The following is a 20,194-nucleotide window of genomic DNA, read 5'->3' as shown; positions in this document are numbered from 1 at the left end:
CAGGCAGACAACCCTACAAGACTAAGTGGCGAAGCCACCCAGTCACTGCGCTCCTTTAAGTCTTTCGGGTTCGTAGATACAGGAACGTTATCTGAAAGACACTTAAAAACATTGGAGTAGCCAAAAGATGAAATCATTTTTCACAGCAGAAAATACAAAATGGATAATAGGAATATGTATCCCAGCTGTAATTACAGTAATAGGTTGGATATCTGTTTATCGATTAAATCAAAGAAATATGCGAAGAGATAAGAGAATCACTACCTATCTAAATACTTTTCAGTTTATTAAGGATCCAATTAATGATCTGATTCAAAGTTTCTCAGAATTGTCGAGCTTTATGTTTAATTGTTACACCAAGCTTGAACAATTAGAAACATCAAATATACTATTTGAAATTGATATGAAATTGTTAGTTGAAGACTACAACAAAAAAACTTTTGAAGAACTTCAAAACAAATTACATAAATCTTTTATCAAATTCATTTATTCATGGGAGCAATATGAGATTGTGCTTCTTACTTTAGTGAAACAAAGACATGTATTACAAGAAGAATTTATGATTGTTTCTTCTGAGATGGTTACTGTGATTTCGGAATACAATAGATATTTTCTCTTCATGTCTAAAAACATTAATATGTCAGTGGACGAAAGGATCAAGTTGGCAGTTTCTATATCAACATTATTTGAGAACGTCCTTGATCTAGGTGCATGTGTCAGGGATGTAAACGTGAATCTTCAGAATTTCATTTTTTATGATTTACTAGAAACAAAAATTGACAAAAGAAATGTGACAGAGCCTGATAAGTACTTAACTATAGATACGCTCCTTAAGAAGTATGAACTATAATAATCATGAAAGTTACTCAGGTAGAAGTGTCATTCAGATAACACGATATTCACGCTGCGGGGGACAAGCCCCCTTGGTCTGCCCGAGGCATTTCGGAGAAGCGGATTCATGCAGACAACCCTGTGAGGTTAAGTCCTGAGGGACCCAGTCGCTACGCTCCTTTAAACCTCTCGGGTTCGTGAATACAACGACGTTATGAGAAATCGGAAAAAAATAGGGAGATAGAAAGTATGAAAAATATAGAGTACTACAATATCAAAGGATTTCCCAAAATACATGAATGCAAGAAGATATTTCAAGCAGTTGCAATGCTGGATACTATTTTAATGCCTGATTGGGAATATAGATATTACTCCTTTAATTCATTTTGGGATAATAATGAGCAAATGGCATCCATGCGAAATGGAGAAGGCGATCATTACTTTGCTTTATTTAATAATGATGGACTAATTATCAAGGGGTACGACAGCGACTATAAAGTAAATGTTAAGAGTTTGGAAAGAACAGTGGAGGGCGTTCCTAAAATATTCAATTCGTTTATTAATGAACCTGCGTTTATATTCGAAGAGACTACTTTTTGTATATGGAATAAATCGGATAGTGACACGTGGCAAGCTTGTAATGAATATAAGGACGAGGAATACAAATTGTTACAGATCTTATTGGGTGGCCCTGAATACTATCATTTTTGGGCAACGGAGTATTATGAAACTAATCTAGAGTCATCACTTGTTAGAAGAATATTCGAGATGGAACCAATAGATAAATTTCTGATTAAACACTTAAACAAGGATATCAGATTAAGTGAAATAATAGATGATATTAAAGAAATTGGATATCCAATAAAGTAAAGTTCGAAAGTATTTCTGTGAAGTGCCGACATCTCATAACATGTTATTCACACAGCGTCGCCTGTCGGCTCCTTGGTCTGCCTGAGGCAATTCGGAGAAGTGGGTTCAGGCAGACAACCCTGCGAGGCTAAGTGGCGAAGCCACCCAGTCGCAGTCGCTCCTTTAAGCCTCTCGGGTTCGTGAATACCTAGAACGTTATCGGAAATCAGCGCAATATATAAAAAACAGAAAATGTAGATCAAAACGGAGGTAAAATGAATGTTAAGTGTGAATTATAGGACAATATTGATTGATGATTGTGAACAAATAAATGAGATGAATCCATCCCAATATATAAAAAGAGCATGGAGAGAAGTCGATGGAATACGTCAATTGGTCAAAATTGATTATCAAGATAACGATTGGCCAAACGGATATGATCATCATTTTAAAAGTCTAAAAGAAACAATTCTAAATGAAGGTTATGCAGTAGGAGCTTTTGATGAAAGTAATAGATTAATAGGTTTCGCAACAATAAATCATGATTTTTTTGGTGAAAATTATAAATACGTATTATTGGATCAATTATTTATAACGTTAGAACACAGAAATAAAGGAATTGGTAAAAAACTTTTTTCGATAGTTTCAGAAAAAGCATTAAAGTGGAAAGCGGATAAAATTTATATATGTGCTGGTTCTGCCGAGGAGACAGTTGCATTTTATTTTGCTATCGGTTGTATAGAAGCTATGGAAATAAATAACAAATTATATGAAAACGATCCAAGAGACTTTCAATTAGAGTTTTCACTAAAAAGGCGATAGTAGAAAGAATTATGTAAGTATACTCGAAGAAGGCACTGACATCCGATAACAATGCATTCACACTGCAGGCCAGACAAGCTGGCCCTTGGTCGCCAAGAGGGATTTCGAGAAAGCGAACTCAGGCGACAACCCTGCACCACCTAACCGCATCGCGGCCAGGATCATGAGAACCTCAGATAGGAACTATCTAAGGTTCCGGCAATCCTTTAAGGTGGTGAGGGTTCGTAAATGCGGGTACGTTAGGCGAAATTCCTGATAAATAAGGAGAAATGAACTTGAATAATTACACCTTTCAAGACTGGAAACTAAGAATAGCTAGTAGAATTGACATAACAGGAATGGTTACACATCTAACAAAACCTAAGAACTATAGTAAAGATATGACTGAAGATGAGATTAATAAAACATCCATAGATACACTAATAAAGATTTTATCAGAACAAAGAATTGTTGGTAGCACAACACAAAGTGGGTTTATTTGTGGGAATATTCCAGCGGTATGTTTTCAAGAGGTTCCATTATATAGTCTGGCACAAAATGTGGAGTACGAGAAGCAAAATAGAATATTAGGAAAGACAAATAAGATTAGATATTGTGGTAATGGACTGGCATTCTCTAAATTTTATATATATGACCGAAGTGGGCGACCAGTAATCTATGAGAAACGTGAAGCTGCGCAGGAATTTTTACCGGAAAACCAGTTTTGGAGAATCGTTAATCTAAATATTTCTGTAGATGATCCTAAAATTATAGATTGGACACATGAAAGAGAGTGGAGAATACCAAATGAATTAATATTTGAATTAGATATTGTTCATGTAATTCTTTATGACAAAGTAAGTTTAGATTACTTTAACAAAGCTTGTCCGAATGAAATAAAAGAAAAAATTTATGGAATAACTATTTTAAAAAGCATTTTTATGTAATCCTACGAAGCTAAGAACATCGCCTAACATCGTGTTCACACCGCGTTGCCTTACGGCTCCTTGGTCTGCCCGAGGTATTTCGGGGAAGTGGAATCAGGCAGACAACCCTGCGAGGCTAAGTGGCAGAGCCACCCGGCGACTTTGTCACCTTAAACCTCTCGGGTTCGTGAACACACAGAACGTTATGCGAAAGCCCTGAAATCAATTTCAAATTAAAATCCTTTATCTGAGAGAGGTCTTATAAATGAATGATAAAACCATTATTTACTTGGTAAGACATGGGCAGACAGAATGGAATGTTCAACATAGATTAGAGGGTCATCAAGATTCTCCATTAACAGAATTGGGAGTTAAACAAGCAAAATGGTTATGTGAATCGATGCGGAATGTGCACATATAGATATTATTTATTCAAGTTCAAGCCTCAGAGCTAGAAGAACTGCAGAGTTAATTAGAGATGAAAGAGAGATTGGTATTACTGAGAGCGATGAGTTAAGAGAAATCAATTTAGGCATTTGGGAAGGTAAATCTCAATCAGAAGTTAAGGAATTGTATCCTGATCATTTTCATTATTTTTGGAACGATCCAGATAGGTTCAGTGTACAAAGTAGCGAAACATTCGGGGAAGTTTCTATAAGAGCAATTAATGAACTTAAAAGAATAATTGAGGAAAATCAAGGTAAATCAATATTAATTGTAACTCATACAGTTGTAGTTAAGTTGATTATGGCATATTTTGAAGATCGACCACTGAAAGATATTTGGAACCCTCCATATATACATCCAGCATGTTTAAGTAAAGTAGTGATTACGAACAACGAACCAAATATCATTCTTCACGGAGACGTGAAACATTATAAAGAAGAACCTATTACAGGTTAAATCAGGAAGCAGTGCCTTCGCATAACAACGTATTCACGCTGCGGGGCTACGCCCCTTGGTCTGCCAGTGGGATTTCGGGGAAGTGATTTCAGGCAGACAACTCCTGCGAGGCTAAGTCTTCGACCCAGTCGCTGCGCTCCTTTAAGCCTCTCGGGTTCGTGAATACAACAACGTTAGCAGAAATACCTCAAAGAGAGGAAATACAAAATGACATTCAAAGAAGCATTAATGATTGCTATTACCACGGCAGTGCTTTCCTTTATTGCTACATTATTCGCTAATAAATTTAAAAATTGGTTTGACTGGATAGATAACACAAACAAGTTCGTACGAGACCATAGCTATAGTCAACTTAAGGAATTATATTTTGAACTTTATGCGAGGGTAGCACAATCAGAGTATTTAAGATATCACTTGAGTATTAATAAGGATCACAATGAAGTGCCTTTTATTGAAATTCATAGACAAAAACTCACTATATCTATGGATCCTTCTGTTGCAAGTGAAACAATTAATATTAAAGACCCAGTAACAGAATTCAATAAATACTCTATTGCCGAACTTATAATTAATAAAGGGGCATTTGCTTCTCAAGAATTGCTTAAGTTAGCAGTAGCATATAGATTCGTCCATCAGTATTACACAGATCAAACGATTGAAAAAAATAGATTAGATAAATTTCAAACCGAAGAACTTGAATTAATAAAGAAAATTGTTAAGTGCATAGTCTCTGAGACAAACCAATGCCTTAAGAATTGCAGTATGAAATATAGTAAGAAAGAATTAAAACAAGGAGTAATGAATAATGAAACATTCAACAAATAATGAATGCTAGTATTTCAAGGGAGAGAGGTACTTCTGCTAACACCGTATCTAAGCTGTGGGGGACGAGCCCCCTTGATCTGCCAGATGTATATCGGAGAAGTAGAAGCAGGCAGACAACCCTGCAAGGCTAAGTGGCGAAGCCACCCAGTCGCTGCGCTCCTTTAAGTCTTTCGGGTTCGTAGATACAACAACGTTAGGCGAAACTGTCCAAGATCTGAAGGAGAAAAAATATGTCTAAAAACTTTATGTTCATTGGAGTATTTATCACAATTCTTATTTTAATTGCAATAATATTAAGCCTTGTGTTTTATAAAGTAATAATCCCAGTTTGTGAGCGGATTGGAAAATATATTGCGAGAAGAGTACATTCAAAATGGTGGCTTTATATATTTGAGTTCAGTTTTATTAGTATGCTCGTTGCACTAATTTTTGCGACTATTTACTTTACCCCGTTAACTAACGCTAATTCTTGGAAGTTCTTTGTGATATTATTTCTATTTATTATGTTCACTATAGTTGAGACAACTGCCTATATAGATTTTAGAAAAATTAATAAAATTAATAAGAGTGATGGCATTATTGGTTGGTTGATAAGTTTAAAAATATGGGAGACATACATTTTAAATCGGACTTTATTATTTATTGAGCAGTTGGTTAATTCCTATTTTTTAATCGTACCAGTTTTCATATCACTGTTAATAATGACCAAATTAGATTGGAGTAATGAAGATTTTTATTATTCATTATTATTGCTACCTGTGTATACAAATATTTGGGTGTATATTAAAACAAGAAGAAGAAAGTTTATCTTTCAACTTAGTTTTAACGAATATCAAGTTATATTTATGAGAAGATTTATTGTTTACCTTCTAATTATAGGATACACCTTTTTTGAAGCTCATAATAAGTTTATACAAGTTTTAATTGGTAAGAGTAATATGACTTTTGAATATGTTTTTGTATACTCTGCTGCTCTAATTTATATCGCTATTGATAGATTACTAAAAGAAACTGTATCGGATCTTGAGAAATTTAAGAAAGAGAAAAATGATAAGGAAACCAAGATGAGAAAAGAATACGAGGAGAGTATAAAGCAACGAGAGATTACTAGAATGGCTAGGTTACGAAAAAATAAACTTAAGTAGTGCAGGTAAGCATCGCCTAACATTATATCCACGCATCGGAGCCTGACGGCTCCTCGGTCCGCCCGAGGTGATTGGCAGAGGAGCTGGATCAGGGGCCGGACACATCCGCACCGACTAACCGCATCGCGGCCGGCTGCTGGCGCAGCCTTAAGTCGGTGGGACGTCGTGAATACAGAAACGTTATGAGAAATCGGCAAAATATAGGGAGATAGAAAGTATGAAAAATATAGAGTACTACAATATCAAAGGATTTCCCAAAATACATGAATGCAAGAAGATATTTCAAGCAGTTGCAATGCTGGATACTATTTTAATGCCTGATTGGGAATATAGATATTACTCCTTTAATTCATTTTGGGATAATAATGAGCAAATGGCATCCATGCGAAATGGAGAAGGCGATCATTACTTTGCTTTATTTAATAATGATGGACTAATTATCAAGGGGTACGACAGCGACTATAAAGTAAATGTTAAGAGTTTGGAAAGAACAGTGGAGGGCGTTCCTAAAATATTCAATTCGTTTATTAATGAACCTGCGTTTATATTCGAAGAGACTACTTTTTGTATATGGAATAAATCGGATAGTGACACGTGGCAAGCTTGTAATGAATATAAGGACGAGGAATACAAATTGTTACAGATCTTATTGGGTGGCCCTGAATACTATCATTTTTGGGCAACGGAGTATTATGAAACTAATCTAGAGTCATCACTTGTTAGAAGAATATTCGAGATGGAACCAATAGATAAATTTCTGATTAAACACTTAAACAAGGATATCAGATTAAGTGAAATAATAGATGATATTAAAGAAATTGGGTATCCAATAAAGTAAAGTTCGCGAAAGTATTTCTGTGAAGTTCCGACATCTCATAACATGTTATTCACACAGCGTCGCCTGTCGGCTCCTTGGTCTGCCTGAGGTAATTTGAAAAAGTGGATTCAGGCAGACAACCCTTCGAGGCTAAGTGGCGAAGCCACCCAGTCGCATTCGCTCCTTTAAGACTCTCGGGTTCGTAAATACCTAGAACGTTATATGAAACCTACGCAAAGATCTATAAAACCGTATACCTAATCCAAACGGAGGAATGGAATCCTATGTCGTTAACGATAATGAATGAAAACAGTGATGAGCTGAAGAATTATGTTAGGAACAAAATGTTTGAATACAATATGAAACATTTTCCTGATGATTTAAAAGGGAGATATCAAGAACTACATATTTTTCTTAAGGACGAACAAGAGCAAGTTTTTGGTGGAATACTAGGTGAGATTTGTTGGAACTGGCTCGAAATACAATACTTATATGTAGAACCGGAACATAGAAAGTTAGGTTATGGCACAAAACTAATGCATGAGGTTGAGAGAATAGCAAGGGAGAAACAATGTGAATTTATGAAGACGGATACATTAGGTTTTCAAGCTTTAGATTTTTATAAGAAGCAAGGCTTTGAAGTGTATGGCACGATCGAAAATGCAGGTAGACATACACACTATTACTTGAAGAAAACCCTTGATAATTATTGAATGGGTATATCCGAAGAAGGCGTAGGAATCATATAACACAATATTCACGCTCGGTTCATTCGCACCTGGTTTCAGCAGACAACCCTGCGAGGCTAAGTGGCGTAGCCACCCGGCGACATTCGTCGCCTTAAGTCTCTCGGGTTCGTGAATACAAAAAAGTTAGAAGAAATTACCAAATATAAATAATTCAAAACGTAAAATTCGAGGGGGTTTTATTATGGACAGGGGAGATATTTTGTTGGAACGCTACGGGTTAGAACCCGACCTAAAATATAAACAGGAAATTAGGTCGTTACTAATTGAAGAAACAAATAATGATAATCATGAAGAACATGAATACTTAAAAACGCTCTGTATCTTGCTATTTACCTTTGGCTATACCGAGGACACTCTCCTAATTTGGAATGCTAAAAAGAAAGACTTTGATGCTGGTTGCTATATTGATGGAGAATTACTAATTGGCGCCGGACTCTATGAGACTATTAATTATTTACAAGAATTAAATACAAAAAAAGCTAAAGAGATACTAGAATATTTAGAGCCATATAAAACAGATGATGATTATATGACTAGAGCAGAAGTAATTGATTTTTACAATAAATATTACAAGTTAACATAAATGAATGAAGTGAATGTGGGTAAGTCCATGGAGTCGGTAACATCTGCTAGCAATGTATTCCCGCTACGGTCGCTGGCGCTCTCTTGGTCTGCCCGAAGGTAATTCGAGGAAGCGTAATCAGGCAGACAACCCTCCATGGCTAAGTGGCGGAGCCACCCGCGCTGACGCGCTTAAGCCTTTCGGGTTCGTAGATACAGAAACGTTATATGAAATCACAGGTAACTAAATGTTAAACAAATAAAGACTAAACCAGGGGGATCTTTTGTGGGATATATAATGGAGCTTCGAAAGATAGTTGGCACTCGACCGATAATCATGGTTGGTGTAACAATAATAGTAAAAAATACAAAAGGGCATATATTACTTCAGAAGTGAACGGATAGTTTTGACTGGGGGACAATCGGGGGTTCATTGGAACTTGGGGAATCTTTTGAGGAAGCTGCAAGACGTGAATTATTTGAAGAAGCAGGATTAAGTGCTAAGGCATTAAAATTCATTACTAACTTATCTGGACAAGACTTCTATTATAAGTACCCTCATGGAGATGAAGTTTATAATGCATTAGCAGTTTTTGAGGCGATAGGAGTAGAAGGAATACCAACTATCAATGATGATGAAGGACTTGAATTAAGATACTTCTCAATGGATGAACCAATTGAAAACCTAAATTCCAATAGTTATATGATTCTAAAACAATCAGGCTATGTAAGGAATTGGTGAAGGATTGTTCGGCGAAGCCTGTGACATCATATAACAACATATTCACACTTTGTGGCTGACCCCCTTGATCCACCAGAGGTTTTTCGGGGAGATGGATCAGGCGGATAACCCTGGAACCTAACTGCGTCGGGGCCTGCGATGAAGCGCCTTAAGGTTCTCGGGTTCGTGAATACAAGAGACGTTAGCTGAAATCCTCTAAAGGACGTGAAAAACATGAAAACATATAAAGAGTTACTTAATTCTGACAATTCATGGGAAGAAGTGCAAGATTTAATCTCTAAAGCCCAAAATCAAGTCACAGTACTTTCATGTGATAAAGAAGATGGGATTAAAGCTCTTGAACATTTACAAATATCAAATAAGTCATATCTAGGGCAATTGCTTTAGAGACAGGCGGTCTACTCATTGATAATGGTTGGGTAAGAATTTTAGGTGCCGGAAACGATAATATTTCAGGCTCTTTGATTTCCTGGAATGATCCTATTGAAGATCCACTAGTTGTTGCTTACGATTTGATTGGTGGTTTCTTTGCTTTAAGTGCTGAACATGGAACCATTTTATATTTTGCACCGGATACATTAAGTTGGGAAGATCTTGAATTCAAATATTCTGGATTTATTAACTGGATTCTGAATGGGAATAGATTCATTTTATCAGGATTACAGATGGAAAAACTGGATTCAAGATTCTCAAAACATTAAGGGGGATCAGGCATTTTCAGTATTTCCTTATTTATGGACAGTTGAAGGAAAAGATATTGAGAATTCATCAAAGAGAGCTATCAATGTTAAAGAAATATGGGGACTACATTTAGAGATTAGAAAGCAATTGGAAGAAAATTCATAGAAGAGAGAACTTCAGCTAACAACTTATTCACACTGCGGGGCTAGGAATCATACGACATGCTCTTGGAGCACAAGAAAGGATGCTATACAAATGATTCGAGATCCTGAATCTTGGACAGTAAGAATATCTAGTGATTTAGAATTAAATTTTTTGATTTATGTTGCATGTTCTTTTGGTTTGTTTGAATTAGAAACGAGAGATATGAATAACTGGTCAACTGAAAAAATAATGATGGATGAACATGATATTCAAAATCTAAAAGAACAGTGGAATTCGTGTTGGAATCAAAGCATCTTAAAAATGACAAAAACAAAAACGGATATTTTAGGGTTCCCCGACTTTAAAACAATTGAATATCCGGAATTGAGATTGGCATGTAATAGAGTGTGGAATTCATTTATTACTTGGTGGAATATGCCGGTCGGTGGTCAATGTGCAATGTATTATTGGGAAGATAAACCTAACATCTTAAAGTATGTGCAAGATTATGAAAATCAAATAGGAAAACGAATAAAAACTTTTCATTTAAATATTGATTTAATATATACAGGCTTTGATAAGCCTATTGAAGTCAATGACGAGTATATAATAATGCCAGTCAAAAGTGAGTATTTATTAAAACCGGATTGGTGGATCAAAAGATTTAAGGAACGCTATTAGCTTCTCATAGAAGAAGAGTACATCGTATAACAACGTATATACGCTGCTGGCGTTACCCTTGGTTCGCGGGAATTATTAGCAGTGAAGCTAACTCAGCTCACAACCTTGCGAGGCTAAGTCCGTCGGACCCAGTCGCTACGCTCCTTTAAGCCTCTCGGGTTCGTAAATACATGAGACGTTATCGGAAATCAATGTGAAACCAGAGTTACCGTCACGCGACAAACGGAAGAGTAATAAGAATATCCTTATACAAAAGAGGGGGATTAAATGGCCAAATCTTTATCAGAAATGTCACTTGAAGAGTTGTGGGAGCTATTTCCGATTATATTAAAAGAATATAATCCGCAATGGAACGATTGGTATTTACAAGAAGAACAACTGCTTAACAACATAATCTGTGATCCATATATTGAACGAATAAATCACATAGGAAGTACCTCTGTTTCGGGATTACTAGCAAAACCAACGATAGATATTTTGCTTGAAATAACAGAAGACTGCGACTTGAATATTTTAGTGGGGGTATTGGAGAAGAACGGATATATCTTTGAAAAGCAACCACAAAAACCAGCACCTCATATGATGTTTATGAAAGGCTATACAGATAAAGGATTTGCGGAAAAAGTATTTCATCTTCATGTTAGATATAAGGGTGACTGGGATGAACTTTATTTTAGAGATTACCTTAGAGGGCATAAAGATATTGCAGACAAATATGCTCAATTAAAGCTAAGTTTAAAAAACAAATATGAACATGATAGAGATGGGTATACAGAGTCAAAGACAGAATTTGTTAAAAAATATTCTAAAATTGCAAAAGAAAGTGTTTCTAGATTGAATTATGGATAATAAAAGGTCTCAATGACTTGCATTAAATTGGCCTTATTTCAGAAAGAGGTATTTAAATATGCAATCTATCAATTTAATCGAGTTAAACGATGAGAATTTGAAAATTGAAGGCGGATACTGTCTAAGAAGCAAACCAACCAGCAACGGATACATAAACAAGAGTAATTGGTTAGGGGAGCAGATCGAAAGTGGATTGAAATATATGAAATTAATGGAAAACAAAAAACAGGCAGGTTTTATAGAATATACTGCATCAGAATCTTCATCGAGAGTGGTGTATGCTGACAACTATTTAGTTATCCATTGTTTATGGGTCAATATTCCAGGAAAAGGCTATGGGACCATGCTTATAAATAAATGTATTGAAGATGCGGAAAAGCAAAATAAGTATGGAGTTGTAGTGGTAACTAATCAAGATACTTCTTGGACACCTAGCAAAGACATCTTTTTAAAAAATGGATTTTCACTTGTTCAAGAAGCGCCGTATGGATTTGAATTATTAGTGTATAAACTAAATGATGCGCCATCCCCTTTTTTTCCAAATGATTGGGATAAAAGGTTGGAGGATTCAGATGAATTAATTATTTATCGTACGAATCAGTGTCCTTTTGTAGAAATAGCTACTGAAAATGTTATTGAAGGAGCTTCGAAATTAGGAATTCAAGTGAAAATTGTAAATATGGAAAACAGGAAAGAATTAATGAAATTGTCTCCAACTCCTTATGGGATTTTTGGTGTTACTTATAAAGGAGAGTTAGTAACTTTTCATAGAATTACTGTTCATTCAGTAATAAAAAGACTTAAAGCTTTTACAAATCAGGGTACGTTGCTCCCTTAAGCCTCTCGGGTTCGTAGATATAACAACGTTAGGTGAAATAATATGCAAATGGGGCCAAGAGATTGAATTCATTTCATGCTAATGAATTGGAACATGCGATTAAAAAAATAAAGATCAAGAGTTGGCTAGTCCTTATTAATGGTGAACTCGCTTTTGAGTACTACAAGAATAGAAAGATACAAAAGAACCCTCAAAAAATTAATTCATGCACAAAAAGTATTCTCTCCATTCTTATTGGTATTGCAATCGATAAAGGATTTATTAGGAATCTCTCTGAGACAATTGGTGATTATTTTCCAGAATTACTAAGTATACAAGAGGATACGAGAAAGCATAAGATTTCAATTCAACATTTGCTCACAATGTCGGCTGGATTTGATTGGCCAGAGTTTGGAGAGTGGAATTGTTTTGCTCCAATGGTATATAGTCCTGATATAGTTAAGTTTGTAATTGAAAGAGAACTTAGAGATGGTCCAGGGAAAAACATGAATTATAATTCAGGATGCTCGCATATATTAACTGCAATTTTACAAAAATCAACGGGTATGAAGGCTGTGAATTTTGCAAATCTTTACTTGTTTAAGCCCTTAGGGATTACTAACTTTGACTGGGTGGAAGATAGTAAAGGAATTAATCGTGGAGCTGATGGTTTGAGATTGACTCCAATAGACATGGCAAAGGTAGGATCACTTTATTTAGAAGAAGGGAATTGGAAAGCAAAGAACATTGTCTCAGCAGACTGGGTAAAAATATCTACTCAACCTTATTATTTAACCTATGAATCCATTGGGCATTACGCATATCATTGGTGGGTAAGGCAATTAGAGAATAATAAAATGTTTTTCGCTCTTGGGTACGGTGGTCAATATATATGCGTAATTCCAGAACTAAGAATGGTTATAGCTATTACAAGTGAAATTTATGAAGATTCGATAAAACCATTAAGACTTATTGAAAAATTAATCATTAAAAATTAAAACCCACCTACATAAGATGGGTAATTAACAAATTATTTATAAACATCACCACGAGATCCAACCTTTAAGACATGAATGATTAATCGATCGTTTTCTACTGTGTAAATAATCCTATAAGTGCCGACACGTAATCTAAATTCTTCTAAAGTTCCCTTCATCTTCTTAATGTCAAGTTCAGGATGGAAGGGGTTCTCAGATAAAATTTTTAAATGATGTACAATTCGAGTTCGAGTTGACTTGTCGAGTCTTTGCAAGTATTTCAATGCATCTTTATAGAACTCAATTGAGTAGGTCATCGATAACATCCTTAAATTTAATACCTTCACCACGGGTGATCGACTTTTTGGCCTTGGCTATGTCATTAAGATCCTCTTGTGTAGTAGGTTCATCGTCCCATGGAATATTTCTGTAATTTGAGTTAGCTGCCAATTTTTCCAGGAAATCCGCTGCGATAGGAAGGGCATCATCAGGTAATTGTTGAATTAATTTATTTAAATGATCTTTAGAAACTGCCATTCAAGATCAACCCCTAAAAAGACTTTATTAATCATTATAACACGATTCCAAATAATTATTAGAGCACCTTAAAGAAATTGTGAGTAAATTCAAAGAAGTCAGCAACATCCCATAACACAGTATCAACGCTGCGAGCTTTCGCTCTTGGTTCGCAAGGGGCGGGTGTTTGTTTTTTGGCAGATAGAGGCTTTAGTGTTGATGCTATTGATATTTCACCTACTGCAATAGAACTTGCTATCTCCATTGCAAATAAACGTAATCTACGGATTAACTATCTGAGCGACTATTTATTCTTTGGTTCAGTGATAGCTGGTTGGGGATACACGGTTATCGTGCCATAATGGGCAATTCTGCAGGTGGATTTATAGCTTCCGGTATTTTTTCGAAAAACTTAAGTCTTCCATCTGCAATTGTAATGAATGGATCTTGTGCATGGGTGAAATTTGAGGAACAAATATGTGAAAGAGACAGAAGAGCACCTTGGGCCTCGATTAATAAAGGCTTAGTTGAGAAGTTTGATCCGATCCATTCCATACAATTTTTGGAAAATGGATCGATGCTTATTTTACATGGAACAGAAGATACAACTATACCTATAGAGAGTCAGAAATTTTTCATGCAACTGATTGAACAAAACAGTCTAATGAAATCAGTTAAATTCGTTGAGTACACCAAAGTCAATCATCATATCACATTAGGGATGTTGGAAGAAGCAAAGAATTGGTTAAGTAAACTAGAAGATAACACTTTGTGGGGTGAGATTATTGATTGATGTCGTGCATATTGAAGAAGTTCAAGATCTGCTTCTTTACGATTTATCTGAAATAATAGAAGATAGCATTCAAGATGGGCATCGACATATATCCCGATTAATGGAAGAGTATAGGAATGGAGTTAATAGATTTAATCAACCAGATGAGGCTCTTTTTTTAGCTAGAGCAGATGAAAAAATTGTTGGTATCTGCGGATTGAATCGAGATCCATTTGGTGTTGATGTAAAGCGAGTGGGAAGAATCCGAAGGTTATATGTATTAGCGGATTATAGAAGATATGGGATTGGACAATTACTTGTCGAAACCGTCATTTTGAAAGCAAAAGGGAAATTTGAAACCCTAACCTTAAGAACAGATCATCCCATTGCAAGTAGATTTTATGAAGCATTAGGATTTGAAGAGGTAACAGACCTGGTGAATATAACACATATGAAGAGATTGAATTGACAGTACTTCTCTCGGCTATGGATAAAAAAATACACATCATATTAAAAGATCAACAAGTAAATAAGGGCTAAAGACATGTGACTGTTTTTTGGAGGCATACATATTGAAAATTAAACCGACCCCAAAAGTCTTACTTTCCTGGATAGATCGTTATGTGCCAGAAAAAGATTTATTTTTTCTGTCGAAAGAACATCTTAATCATGAAATTGACTTTACAAATGTGTTATTAATGCCAATAGACGAGTTTAATAATCATAGTACATACAGACAAATAAATTATGCCAATAGCTACGAGTATTGGAATATAAAGAACGCCCAATATGTAATCATTGCTGAAAAAGAATGGATAGAAACCTTAACTGAGGAAAAAAAACGAATGATCTTAAATGCACAAGTGCAAAGTGAAAGAGGGCTTGTATTACCTGCTGCATTTGTACATGAGCTAGAAAAAATACCTCCAGGTTACTTGATTAATGAACATGTAATTATTCAGCGTTCTATGTGGGAAAAGCTAGATCAATCATGTAAAGAGCAGTTACTTTAAACAATGGTTTATGAATGGTGGGATAAGGGCGATTGTGAAGAGCCACCAAAGTCGTTACCTAGTTTTCTAAAGCCATTTGTAAATTCTTTTAGCCATTACCAGGGTGCCAATTGTTTAGCAGCAGTCCTGTTTGCTATTTCAAAAGGAAAACAAGAGTGGTTTATTTATGAATGGTTACATCAAAAAACGTTTCTTGAAAAATTGAATCAGTACAATTACAAGGAATTTCTAGGTGAGGGACTAAACGAAGGAGACATTGTGGTTTGGACAGATGATCATGCAGTTATTCAACATGCAGCCTATCATATCGGGGAAGAACTCTTTTTTAATAAGCATGGGCAAACGATGTTTAACCCCTGGAAGATACTTTTGAAAGAGCAGCTTTATCAAGAGTGGGGACATCTAACACTTATGAAGTATAGGCAATCTACTGACACTCTATAGCATCGTATCCACACTGCGAATCGACTTCATCGCATAAAATATGAATATCAAAGAGAGGATGAATAGCTTGCCTTATCCTTTTGATTGTATTACTGAGTTTATGTTTTTTGAAACGGTTATTGAACCTTCTGACGTCATATTAGTACCTGGTAGTAGTCATCCTCAATTAATGGAGAAAGCTGCAGAATTGTACCATCAGGGATTGGCTCCTTATATCCTTCCATCGGGCGGGGCAACTCCAAATGTTCCCTCAACGGAATGGGAGTTTCTTCGCGATGTAGGATTAAGTTTGGGTGTACCAGAAAGTGCAATTTTACTTGAAGATAAAGCGACGAATACATTTGAGAATGCGAGATATTCTTGGCAATCTCTTCAACAACTGAAGATTCACCCCAAAAAAGAAATATTAGTTTGCAAATCCTATTTTGCTAGACGAGCTTTACTTACATACCAAGTTGAATTTCCTTATGAGGTTCAATTCTATGTATGCCCGGTAACAGATAAGACGGGTACCACAAGAGATAACTGGTATTTGGATGAGCAAAAAATAAATTATGTTATGAATGAGCTGACGAAGGTCGGACAATATTTCAAACACCATATCCCTAACTGGGTCAATCGCAAAGAATAGTGTTGCCTTCGTGCAACATCGGATCTAGCCTGCTATATAAAGAAAAAGCCCAATCAATGGGCTTTTTTTGCTGAAATGTGAATCATAAATATCACAGAATAATCAGTTCTTTTGGAGAATGCGTCAGCACTTCGTGGTCGTTTTCTGTGATCAGCACATCATCTTCGATGCGTACACCACCTACATTTGGAACGTAGATACCTGGCTCCATCGTAATTACCATTCCTGGCTGCAAATTTTTGTCTGTGTTCTGGGAAATGAATGGTTCCTCCCACAGATCCAATCCGATTCCATGACCAGCTCCGTTCCCACCGTAAGCTCCATATCCTTTGTCTGCAATATAATTACGCGAAATAGCGTCTAATTCCTTCCCATGTATGCCAGGCTTCATGCCAGCAATGGATTGAAGCTGGGCTGTCAATACGATGTCATAGATGTGGCGCATTTCGTCTGAGGGTGTACCTACGGCAATCGTACGTGTCAGATCGGAACGATATCCTTCGTAAACAGCGCCAAAATCAAGCGTGACCATTTCTCCTTTTTCAATTATCTTATTCGTGGCTACCCCGTGAGGAAGTGCAGAACGAAGTCCTGAAGCTACAATGGTGTTAAAAGATGAGCTGCTCGCACCAAGCTGACGCATATGTGCCTCGAGTGCATTGGACACTTCAAGCTCGGTCACACCCGGGCGAATAAAGCCGAGTATATGTTGGAAGGCTGCATCGGCGATTCGAGCCGCAGCTCGCAGCAACTCGATTTCATGCGGTGTCTTGATCATGCGGAATGTTTCAATTACACCGCAAGTAGGCACCATTTCCACTTGAACCACTTCTTTATATCGGGAAAATATGCCGCAGGTCATATGCTCCTGCTCAAAACCAAGCTTAGTTATGCCCATCCGCTTTGCCGCTTTTGCAACTTCGCTATAGATCGCAGCCTTGTTTTGCAGCTCAATGATTTCATAACCCTTGGTTTGAATGCGCACTTGTTCGACATACCGATAATCGGTAAGAAACACAGCCTCGTTGGCGGAAATCAGGGCGACTCCGGCAGTTCCGGTAAACCCTGTAAAATAGAGCCTGTTTTGTGGATTTGTAATCAGGAGGCCATCCACTCCTAGTTGCGGGAATTCTTCTCGTAATTGATGCATTTTATCCATGAGCCGTACTCCTTTCTTAGACTTCTAGGGTCAGAAGTTCTTTCGGGAAGGTGGTGAGTACCTCGACGCCGTCTTGGGTCACTAGGACATCATCTTCGATGCGTACGCCAGCTAAATTCGGGTTATAAATGCCGGGCTCGATGGTGAAGACCATTCCCTCTACTAATTCGCCTTGCGCTTTACTGTGAACGGAAGGGTACTCGTGGATTTCCAGCCCGATGCCGTGGCCGACCCGGTTAATGAAATATTGGCCGTAACCCTTGTTCGCAATGACTTCGCGAGCAGCGAGATCGACACTTGCGATGGAAGCGTGAGGACGAACTGCTTCAATTGCGCGCAGATTGGCTTGGAGAACAGTATCATAGATGTCTTTCAGCTCATCGCTTAATTCTCCAATGGCAAAGGTTCGAGTCAGGTCAGACGCATAGCCGTCTACGAATACCCCTGCATCAATAAGCAGCATTTCACCAGCCTTGATTTTTCGCTGCCCAGGGTCGCCATGCGGCAATCCCGCTCTTTTTCCAGCTAGAACAATGGTTGAAAAAGAAGTCGCTTGAGCACCCAGTTTCTTCATCTGGAATTCCAGCTCTGCCACAATATCCATTTCAGTTAAGCCTAATGTAATTTTAGGGAGCGTTAGGCGCAAAGATTCTTCCATAACCCAGATTGCCTTCTTAATTGTCACGATCTCATCTGCACTTTTTCTCATACGCAAGTGACGAAGCAATTCTTCGAGATCCACGATCTCTTGGGCTTGAGCAGCTCGTGCAACAGCTTCATAGCTGTTGGCCGTAAGATGGTTTTTTTCCAAACCAATACGCGAAATGGAGGATGGCAATAGACGCTGCAGCACCTCGTAAGCGTTTTCAGAATCATCATGGGAGTAAATTTTAGTGACACTGGACACAGCTTGTGCCTTGTCGCTGTCAAGAAGCGGGACGAACAGGAACGGTTCTGCTCCCTTAATCAAGACAAGACTCATAAATCGTTCGTGCGGGTCCGTAAGGAAACCGGTCAAATAGTACACATTTTTGGGATGTGTGATCAATAACGCATCCATGTTTTCCCGCTCCATATACGTATACAGCTTTTCAATTCTCGTCTTCATCCAATCACCCATTCTATCGTTATTTTCGGAACAACAAGGCATACTTCCATTCATGGAAACGTGGTTAGCTTTTAAAAATAACCGGGGTTAAGACAGAGAGAACCTGTGCTTCTTCATCAACGGAAGGATTGTACAAGGTATGAACAAGAGTGGAAGGAAAGTGGATCGTGTCTCCTTTTTGCAAAACATACTCTTCTTCGTCAACGTTGATCATCACGGTTCCCTCGAGAACGTAGTAAAATTCCTCTCCGGCGTGGTTGAATGCAACGCTCTTTGTTTGACTAGGTGGCAAAATATTTAAGAGCGGTTCCATCGCCCTATCAGGAAAATCTCCCCCTAATCGGACATAGATCATAGGGGAACCTTCGATTCGAGTTTGCTTTCGCTCCTCGACGGGAGTATGGTATTTGTTATTTTTCTGTGATTCGAAGAAATAAGTAATTGGCACGTTTAGGCTCTGAGCAATTTTCTGCAAGGAAGTAATCGCAAGTGAACTGTTGCTTCTTTCGACTTGGGACAAAAAACTGATGGAGAATCCTGATTTGTCACTCAAGTCCTTTAGCGTCATATTTTGCTCTAAACGAAGGGCACGAATTTTTTCATAAATGCTTTCCAAACAATCACCTCCTAGCGTAGAAAATTTTGGGAATTATTGTATTATGAAAATAGATTACTGTAATGCTAAAATTTTTGCAAGAATTATTTTTACAGGATTTGGTATGTGATTTATAATAGGATTTATAATAGATGGAAGGGAGTAATCGTATGAGTTTTTTTTGGGAAAACACAATAGCTCTATTCATTGTACCTGCTCTTATTATTCTTTTTTTTGTTAGTCTATTTTTGTTTATTAAAAGAAGAGTCAACAACAATAGACAGACAAAGTCTTCATTAGTAAGAATAGAAGAAAAGTTAGATTTAATCCTACAGAAATTAGAAAATGAAAAAAATACTCCTTAGATAATTGTATAATTAACCCAATCCCCTGAAATGCCACCCATTTTATCAAAGAAACGTTGAGCTCGTTTATTATCAGTAGCCGTTATCCAAGACATATGGGCATAATCATGATTCTGCGTGTAACTTCGGCCTAGGTTTTTGATAAAAACCAACTATATATTCATACATTAACTCGGTTAAACTGTTTAGATCATCAGGTGCAGCATTTCTTATGACAAGTGACATTTTAAACTCCCCCATTATCAATATTGTATAATAATACTATTTTATGAATAAATATTAAACTTATCAAG

The 20,194-nt window shown here is 36.9% G+C and carries 28 protein-coding genes and 1 pseudogene; 24 read left to right on the top strand and 5 right to left on the bottom strand.

Features of this window, described 5'->3' with window-relative positions:
- The first annotated feature begins 127 nt into the window (after window positions 1–127).
- The 17 genes and pseudogenes from ACSBOP_RS17530 to ACSBOP_RS17450 all read left to right on the top strand — a co-directional run bounded on the left by ACSBOP_RS17530 (window position 128) and on the right by ACSBOP_RS17450 (window position 13,319).
- The gene (locus ACSBOP_RS17530; protein WP_442601805.1) at window positions 128–850 is read left to right on the top strand and encodes a hypothetical protein; all 723 of its coding nucleotides are present in this window, start codon (window positions 128–130) and stop codon (window positions 848–850) included.
- Between the two features lie 230 nt (window positions 851–1,080).
- Complete coding sequence (locus tag ACSBOP_RS17525; protein WP_442601799.1) at window positions 1,081–1,701, top strand: hypothetical protein; 621 nt, start codon at window positions 1,081–1,083, stop codon at window positions 1,699–1,701.
- A gap of 258 nt (window positions 1,702–1,959) precedes the next feature.
- Entirely contained in the window at window positions 1,960–2,502 is a 543-nt protein-coding gene (locus ACSBOP_RS17520) for a GNAT family N-acetyltransferase (RefSeq protein ID WP_442601804.1), read from the top strand.
- Window positions 2,503–2,777: 275 nt separating this feature from the next.
- Window positions 2,778–3,428, top strand: coding sequence for a DUF2971 domain-containing protein (locus tag ACSBOP_RS17515; RefSeq protein ID WP_442601803.1), 651 nt, complete (start codon window positions 2,778–2,780; stop codon window positions 3,426–3,428).
- A 244-nt stretch (window positions 3,429–3,672) separates the two neighbouring features.
- Window positions 3,673–3,828, top strand: coding sequence for a histidine phosphatase family protein (locus ACSBOP_RS17510; RefSeq protein ID WP_442601802.1), 156 nt, complete (start codon window positions 3,673–3,675; stop codon window positions 3,826–3,828).
- Entirely contained in the window at window positions 3,804–4,310 is a 507-nt protein-coding gene (locus ACSBOP_RS17505; protein WP_442604517.1) for a histidine phosphatase family protein, read from the top strand. The genes ACSBOP_RS17510 and ACSBOP_RS17505 overlap by 25 nt, the downstream gene beginning before the upstream one ends.
- A gap of 207 nt (window positions 4,311–4,517) precedes the next feature.
- Window positions 4,518–5,135: a hypothetical protein gene (locus ACSBOP_RS17500; RefSeq protein WP_442601801.1), complete on the top strand. Its 618-nt coding sequence runs from the start codon at window positions 4,518–4,520 to the stop codon at window positions 5,133–5,135.
- Window positions 5,136–5,365: 230 nt separating this feature from the next.
- Window positions 5,366–6,280, top strand: a complete 915-nt coding sequence (locus ACSBOP_RS17495; protein ID WP_442601800.1) for a hypothetical protein — start codon at window positions 5,366–5,368, stop codon at window positions 6,278–6,280.
- 217 nt (window positions 6,281–6,497) lie between these two features.
- Window positions 6,498–7,118: a hypothetical protein gene (locus ACSBOP_RS17490; protein WP_442601799.1), complete on the top strand. Its 621-nt coding sequence runs from the start codon at window positions 6,498–6,500 to the stop codon at window positions 7,116–7,118.
- Window positions 7,119–7,381: 263 nt separating this feature from the next.
- Entirely contained in the window at window positions 7,382–7,810 is a 429-nt protein-coding gene (locus ACSBOP_RS17485) for a GNAT family N-acetyltransferase (RefSeq protein ID WP_442601798.1), read from the top strand.
- A gap of 217 nt (window positions 7,811–8,027) precedes the next feature.
- A complete protein-coding gene (locus ACSBOP_RS17480) occupies window positions 8,028–8,429 on the top strand; it encodes a hypothetical protein (protein WP_442601797.1) in 402 nt (133 codons plus the stop codon).
- Window positions 8,430–8,840: 411 nt separating this feature from the next.
- A complete protein-coding gene (locus ACSBOP_RS17475) occupies window positions 8,841–9,149 on the top strand; it encodes an NUDIX domain-containing protein (protein ID WP_442601796.1) in 309 nt (102 codons plus the stop codon).
- A gap of 213 nt (window positions 9,150–9,362) precedes the next feature.
- Window positions 9,363–9,995, top strand: a pseudogene (locus ACSBOP_RS17470) (DUF2625 family protein).
- A 90-nt stretch (window positions 9,996–10,085) separates the two neighbouring features.
- Entirely contained in the window at window positions 10,086–10,655 is a 570-nt protein-coding gene (locus tag ACSBOP_RS17465; protein WP_442601795.1) for a hypothetical protein, read from the top strand.
- Between the two features lie 267 nt (window positions 10,656–10,922).
- The gene (locus ACSBOP_RS17460) at window positions 10,923–11,504 is read left to right on the top strand and encodes a GrpB family protein (RefSeq protein ID WP_442601794.1); all 582 of its coding nucleotides are present in this window, start codon (window positions 10,923–10,925) and stop codon (window positions 11,502–11,504) included.
- A gap of 58 nt (window positions 11,505–11,562) precedes the next feature.
- A complete protein-coding gene (locus tag ACSBOP_RS17455; RefSeq protein ID WP_442601793.1) occupies window positions 11,563–12,342 on the top strand; it encodes a GNAT family N-acetyltransferase in 780 nt (259 codons plus the stop codon).
- 62 nt (window positions 12,343–12,404) lie between these two features.
- Complete coding sequence (locus ACSBOP_RS17450) at window positions 12,405–13,319, top strand: serine hydrolase domain-containing protein (RefSeq protein WP_442601792.1); 915 nt, start codon at window positions 12,405–12,407, stop codon at window positions 13,317–13,319.
- Window positions 13,320–13,351: 32 nt separating this feature from the next.
- Here ACSBOP_RS17450 and ACSBOP_RS17445 read toward each other — a convergent pair whose 3' ends face one another.
- Window positions 13,352–13,615: a type II toxin-antitoxin system RelE family toxin gene (locus ACSBOP_RS17445; protein ID WP_442601791.1), complete on the bottom strand. Its 264-nt coding sequence runs from the start codon at window positions 13,613–13,615 to the stop codon at window positions 13,352–13,354.
- Window positions 13,599–13,835, bottom strand: a complete 237-nt coding sequence (locus ACSBOP_RS17440; RefSeq protein ID WP_442601790.1) for a hypothetical protein — start codon at window positions 13,833–13,835, stop codon at window positions 13,599–13,601. The genes ACSBOP_RS17445 and ACSBOP_RS17440 overlap by 17 nt, the downstream gene beginning before the upstream one ends.
- A gap of 173 nt (window positions 13,836–14,008) precedes the next feature.
- On the opposite strand from ACSBOP_RS17440, the gene ACSBOP_RS17435 reads away from it, so the two are divergent.
- From ACSBOP_RS17435 to ACSBOP_RS17410, 6 genes are all read left to right on the top strand, one after another.
- Window positions 14,009–14,176: a hypothetical protein gene (locus tag ACSBOP_RS17435; protein ID WP_442601789.1), complete on the top strand. Its 168-nt coding sequence runs from the start codon at window positions 14,009–14,011 to the stop codon at window positions 14,174–14,176.
- Complete coding sequence (locus ACSBOP_RS17430) at window positions 14,176–14,607, top strand: alpha/beta hydrolase family protein (protein ID WP_442601788.1); 432 nt, start codon at window positions 14,176–14,178, stop codon at window positions 14,605–14,607. The genes ACSBOP_RS17435 and ACSBOP_RS17430 overlap by 1 nt, the downstream gene beginning before the upstream one ends.
- Complete coding sequence (locus tag ACSBOP_RS17425; RefSeq protein WP_442601787.1) at window positions 14,600–15,055, top strand: GNAT family N-acetyltransferase; 456 nt, start codon at window positions 14,600–14,602, stop codon at window positions 15,053–15,055. Before ACSBOP_RS17430 ends, ACSBOP_RS17425 begins: the two co-directional genes overlap by 8 nt.
- 103 nt (window positions 15,056–15,158) lie before the next feature.
- On the top strand, window positions 15,159–15,599 hold the full coding sequence (locus ACSBOP_RS17420; protein WP_442601786.1) for a hypothetical protein: 441 nt from the start codon (window positions 15,159–15,161) through the stop codon (window positions 15,597–15,599).
- Between the two features lie 3 nt (window positions 15,600–15,602).
- Window positions 15,603–16,043: a hypothetical protein gene (locus tag ACSBOP_RS17415; protein ID WP_442601785.1), complete on the top strand. Its 441-nt coding sequence runs from the start codon at window positions 15,603–15,605 to the stop codon at window positions 16,041–16,043.
- Between the two features lie 67 nt (window positions 16,044–16,110).
- Entirely contained in the window at window positions 16,111–16,674 is a 564-nt protein-coding gene (locus tag ACSBOP_RS17410) for a YdcF family protein (RefSeq protein WP_442601784.1), read from the top strand.
- 91 nt (window positions 16,675–16,765) lie between these two features.
- Here the strand turns inward: ACSBOP_RS17410 and ACSBOP_RS17405 are convergent, their stop codons facing one another.
- The 3 genes from ACSBOP_RS17405 to ACSBOP_RS17395 form a co-directional block, all read right to left on the bottom strand.
- Window positions 16,766–17,833: a M24 family metallopeptidase gene (locus ACSBOP_RS17405; protein ID WP_442601783.1), complete on the bottom strand. Its 1,068-nt coding sequence runs from the start codon at window positions 17,831–17,833 to the stop codon at window positions 16,766–16,768.
- Between the two features lie 16 nt (window positions 17,834–17,849).
- Window positions 17,850–18,941, bottom strand: coding sequence for a M24 family metallopeptidase (locus ACSBOP_RS17400; RefSeq protein WP_442601782.1), 1,092 nt, complete (start codon window positions 18,939–18,941; stop codon window positions 17,850–17,852).
- 64 nt (window positions 18,942–19,005) lie between these two features.
- Window positions 19,006–19,557, bottom strand: a complete 552-nt coding sequence (locus tag ACSBOP_RS17395) for a helix-turn-helix domain-containing protein (protein WP_442601781.1) — start codon at window positions 19,555–19,557, stop codon at window positions 19,006–19,008.
- Window positions 19,558–19,688: 131 nt separating this feature from the next.
- Here ACSBOP_RS17395 and ACSBOP_RS17390 point away from each other — a divergent pair, with 131 nt between their 5' ends.
- On the top strand, window positions 19,689–19,901 hold the full coding sequence (locus ACSBOP_RS17390) for a DUF4083 family protein (protein ID WP_442601780.1): 213 nt from the start codon (window positions 19,689–19,691) through the stop codon (window positions 19,899–19,901).
- Window positions 19,902–20,194 lie beyond the last annotated feature (293 nt).

Source organism: Paenibacillus sp. KN14-4R (assembly GCF_052180255.1).
Taxonomy (GTDB): Bacteria; Bacillota; Bacilli; order Paenibacillales; family NBRC-103111; genus Paenibacillus_AM.
This window is presented reverse-complemented; position numbering and strand designations above follow the sequence as displayed.

Excerpts from the sequence above, each read along its gene's own strand:
- ACSBOP_RS17530 (WP_442601805.1), top strand. The coding sequence starts at position 128 with ATGAAATCATTTTTCACAGCAGAAAATACAAAATGGATAATAGGAATA.
- ACSBOP_RS17525 (WP_442601799.1), top strand. The coding sequence starts at position 1,081 with ATGAAAAATATAGAGTACTACAATATCAAAGGATTTCCCAAAATACAT.
- ACSBOP_RS17520 (WP_442601804.1), top strand. The coding sequence starts at position 1,960 with ATGTTAAGTGTGAATTATAGGACAATATTGATTGATGATTGTGAACAA.
- ACSBOP_RS17510 (WP_442601802.1), top strand. The coding sequence starts at position 3,673 with ATGAATGATAAAACCATTATTTACTTGGTAAGACATGGGCAGACAGAA.
- ACSBOP_RS17500 (WP_442601801.1), top strand. The coding sequence starts at position 4,518 with ATGACATTCAAAGAAGCATTAATGATTGCTATTACCACGGCAGTGCTT.
- ACSBOP_RS17495 (WP_442601800.1), top strand. The coding sequence starts at position 5,366 with ATGTCTAAAAACTTTATGTTCATTGGAGTATTTATCACAATTCTTATT.
- ACSBOP_RS17490 (WP_442601799.1), top strand. The coding sequence starts at position 6,498 with ATGAAAAATATAGAGTACTACAATATCAAAGGATTTCCCAAAATACAT.
- ACSBOP_RS17485 (WP_442601798.1), top strand. The coding sequence starts at position 7,382 with ATGTCGTTAACGATAATGAATGAAAACAGTGATGAGCTGAAGAATTAT.
- ACSBOP_RS17480 (WP_442601797.1), top strand. The coding sequence starts at position 8,028 with ATGGACAGGGGAGATATTTTGTTGGAACGCTACGGGTTAGAACCCGAC.
- ACSBOP_RS17465 (WP_442601795.1), top strand. The coding sequence starts at position 10,086 with ATGATTCGAGATCCTGAATCTTGGACAGTAAGAATATCTAGTGATTTA.
- ACSBOP_RS17460 (WP_442601794.1), top strand. The coding sequence starts at position 10,923 with ATGGCCAAATCTTTATCAGAAATGTCACTTGAAGAGTTGTGGGAGCTA.
- ACSBOP_RS17455 (WP_442601793.1), top strand. The coding sequence starts at position 11,563 with ATGCAATCTATCAATTTAATCGAGTTAAACGATGAGAATTTGAAAATT.
- ACSBOP_RS17445 (WP_442601791.1), bottom strand. The coding sequence starts at position 13,615 with ATGACCTACTCAATTGAGTTCTATAAAGATGCATTGAAATACTTGCAA.
- ACSBOP_RS17440 (WP_442601790.1), bottom strand. The coding sequence starts at position 13,835 with ATGGCAGTTTCTAAAGATCATTTAAATAAATTAATTCAACAATTACCT.
- ACSBOP_RS17430 (WP_442601788.1), top strand. The coding sequence starts at position 14,176 with ATGGGCAATTCTGCAGGTGGATTTATAGCTTCCGGTATTTTTTCGAAA.
- ACSBOP_RS17415 (WP_442601785.1), top strand. The coding sequence starts at position 15,603 with ATGGTTTATGAATGGTGGGATAAGGGCGATTGTGAAGAGCCACCAAAG.
- ACSBOP_RS17405 (WP_442601783.1), bottom strand. The coding sequence starts at position 17,833 with ATGGATAAAATGCATCAATTACGAGAAGAATTCCCGCAACTAGGAGTG.
- ACSBOP_RS17400 (WP_442601782.1), bottom strand. The coding sequence starts at position 18,941 with ATGAAGACGAGAATTGAAAAGCTGTATACGTATATGGAGCGGGAAAAC.
- ACSBOP_RS17390 (WP_442601780.1), top strand. The coding sequence starts at position 19,689 with ATGGAAGGGAGTAATCGTATGAGTTTTTTTTGGGAAAACACAATAGCT.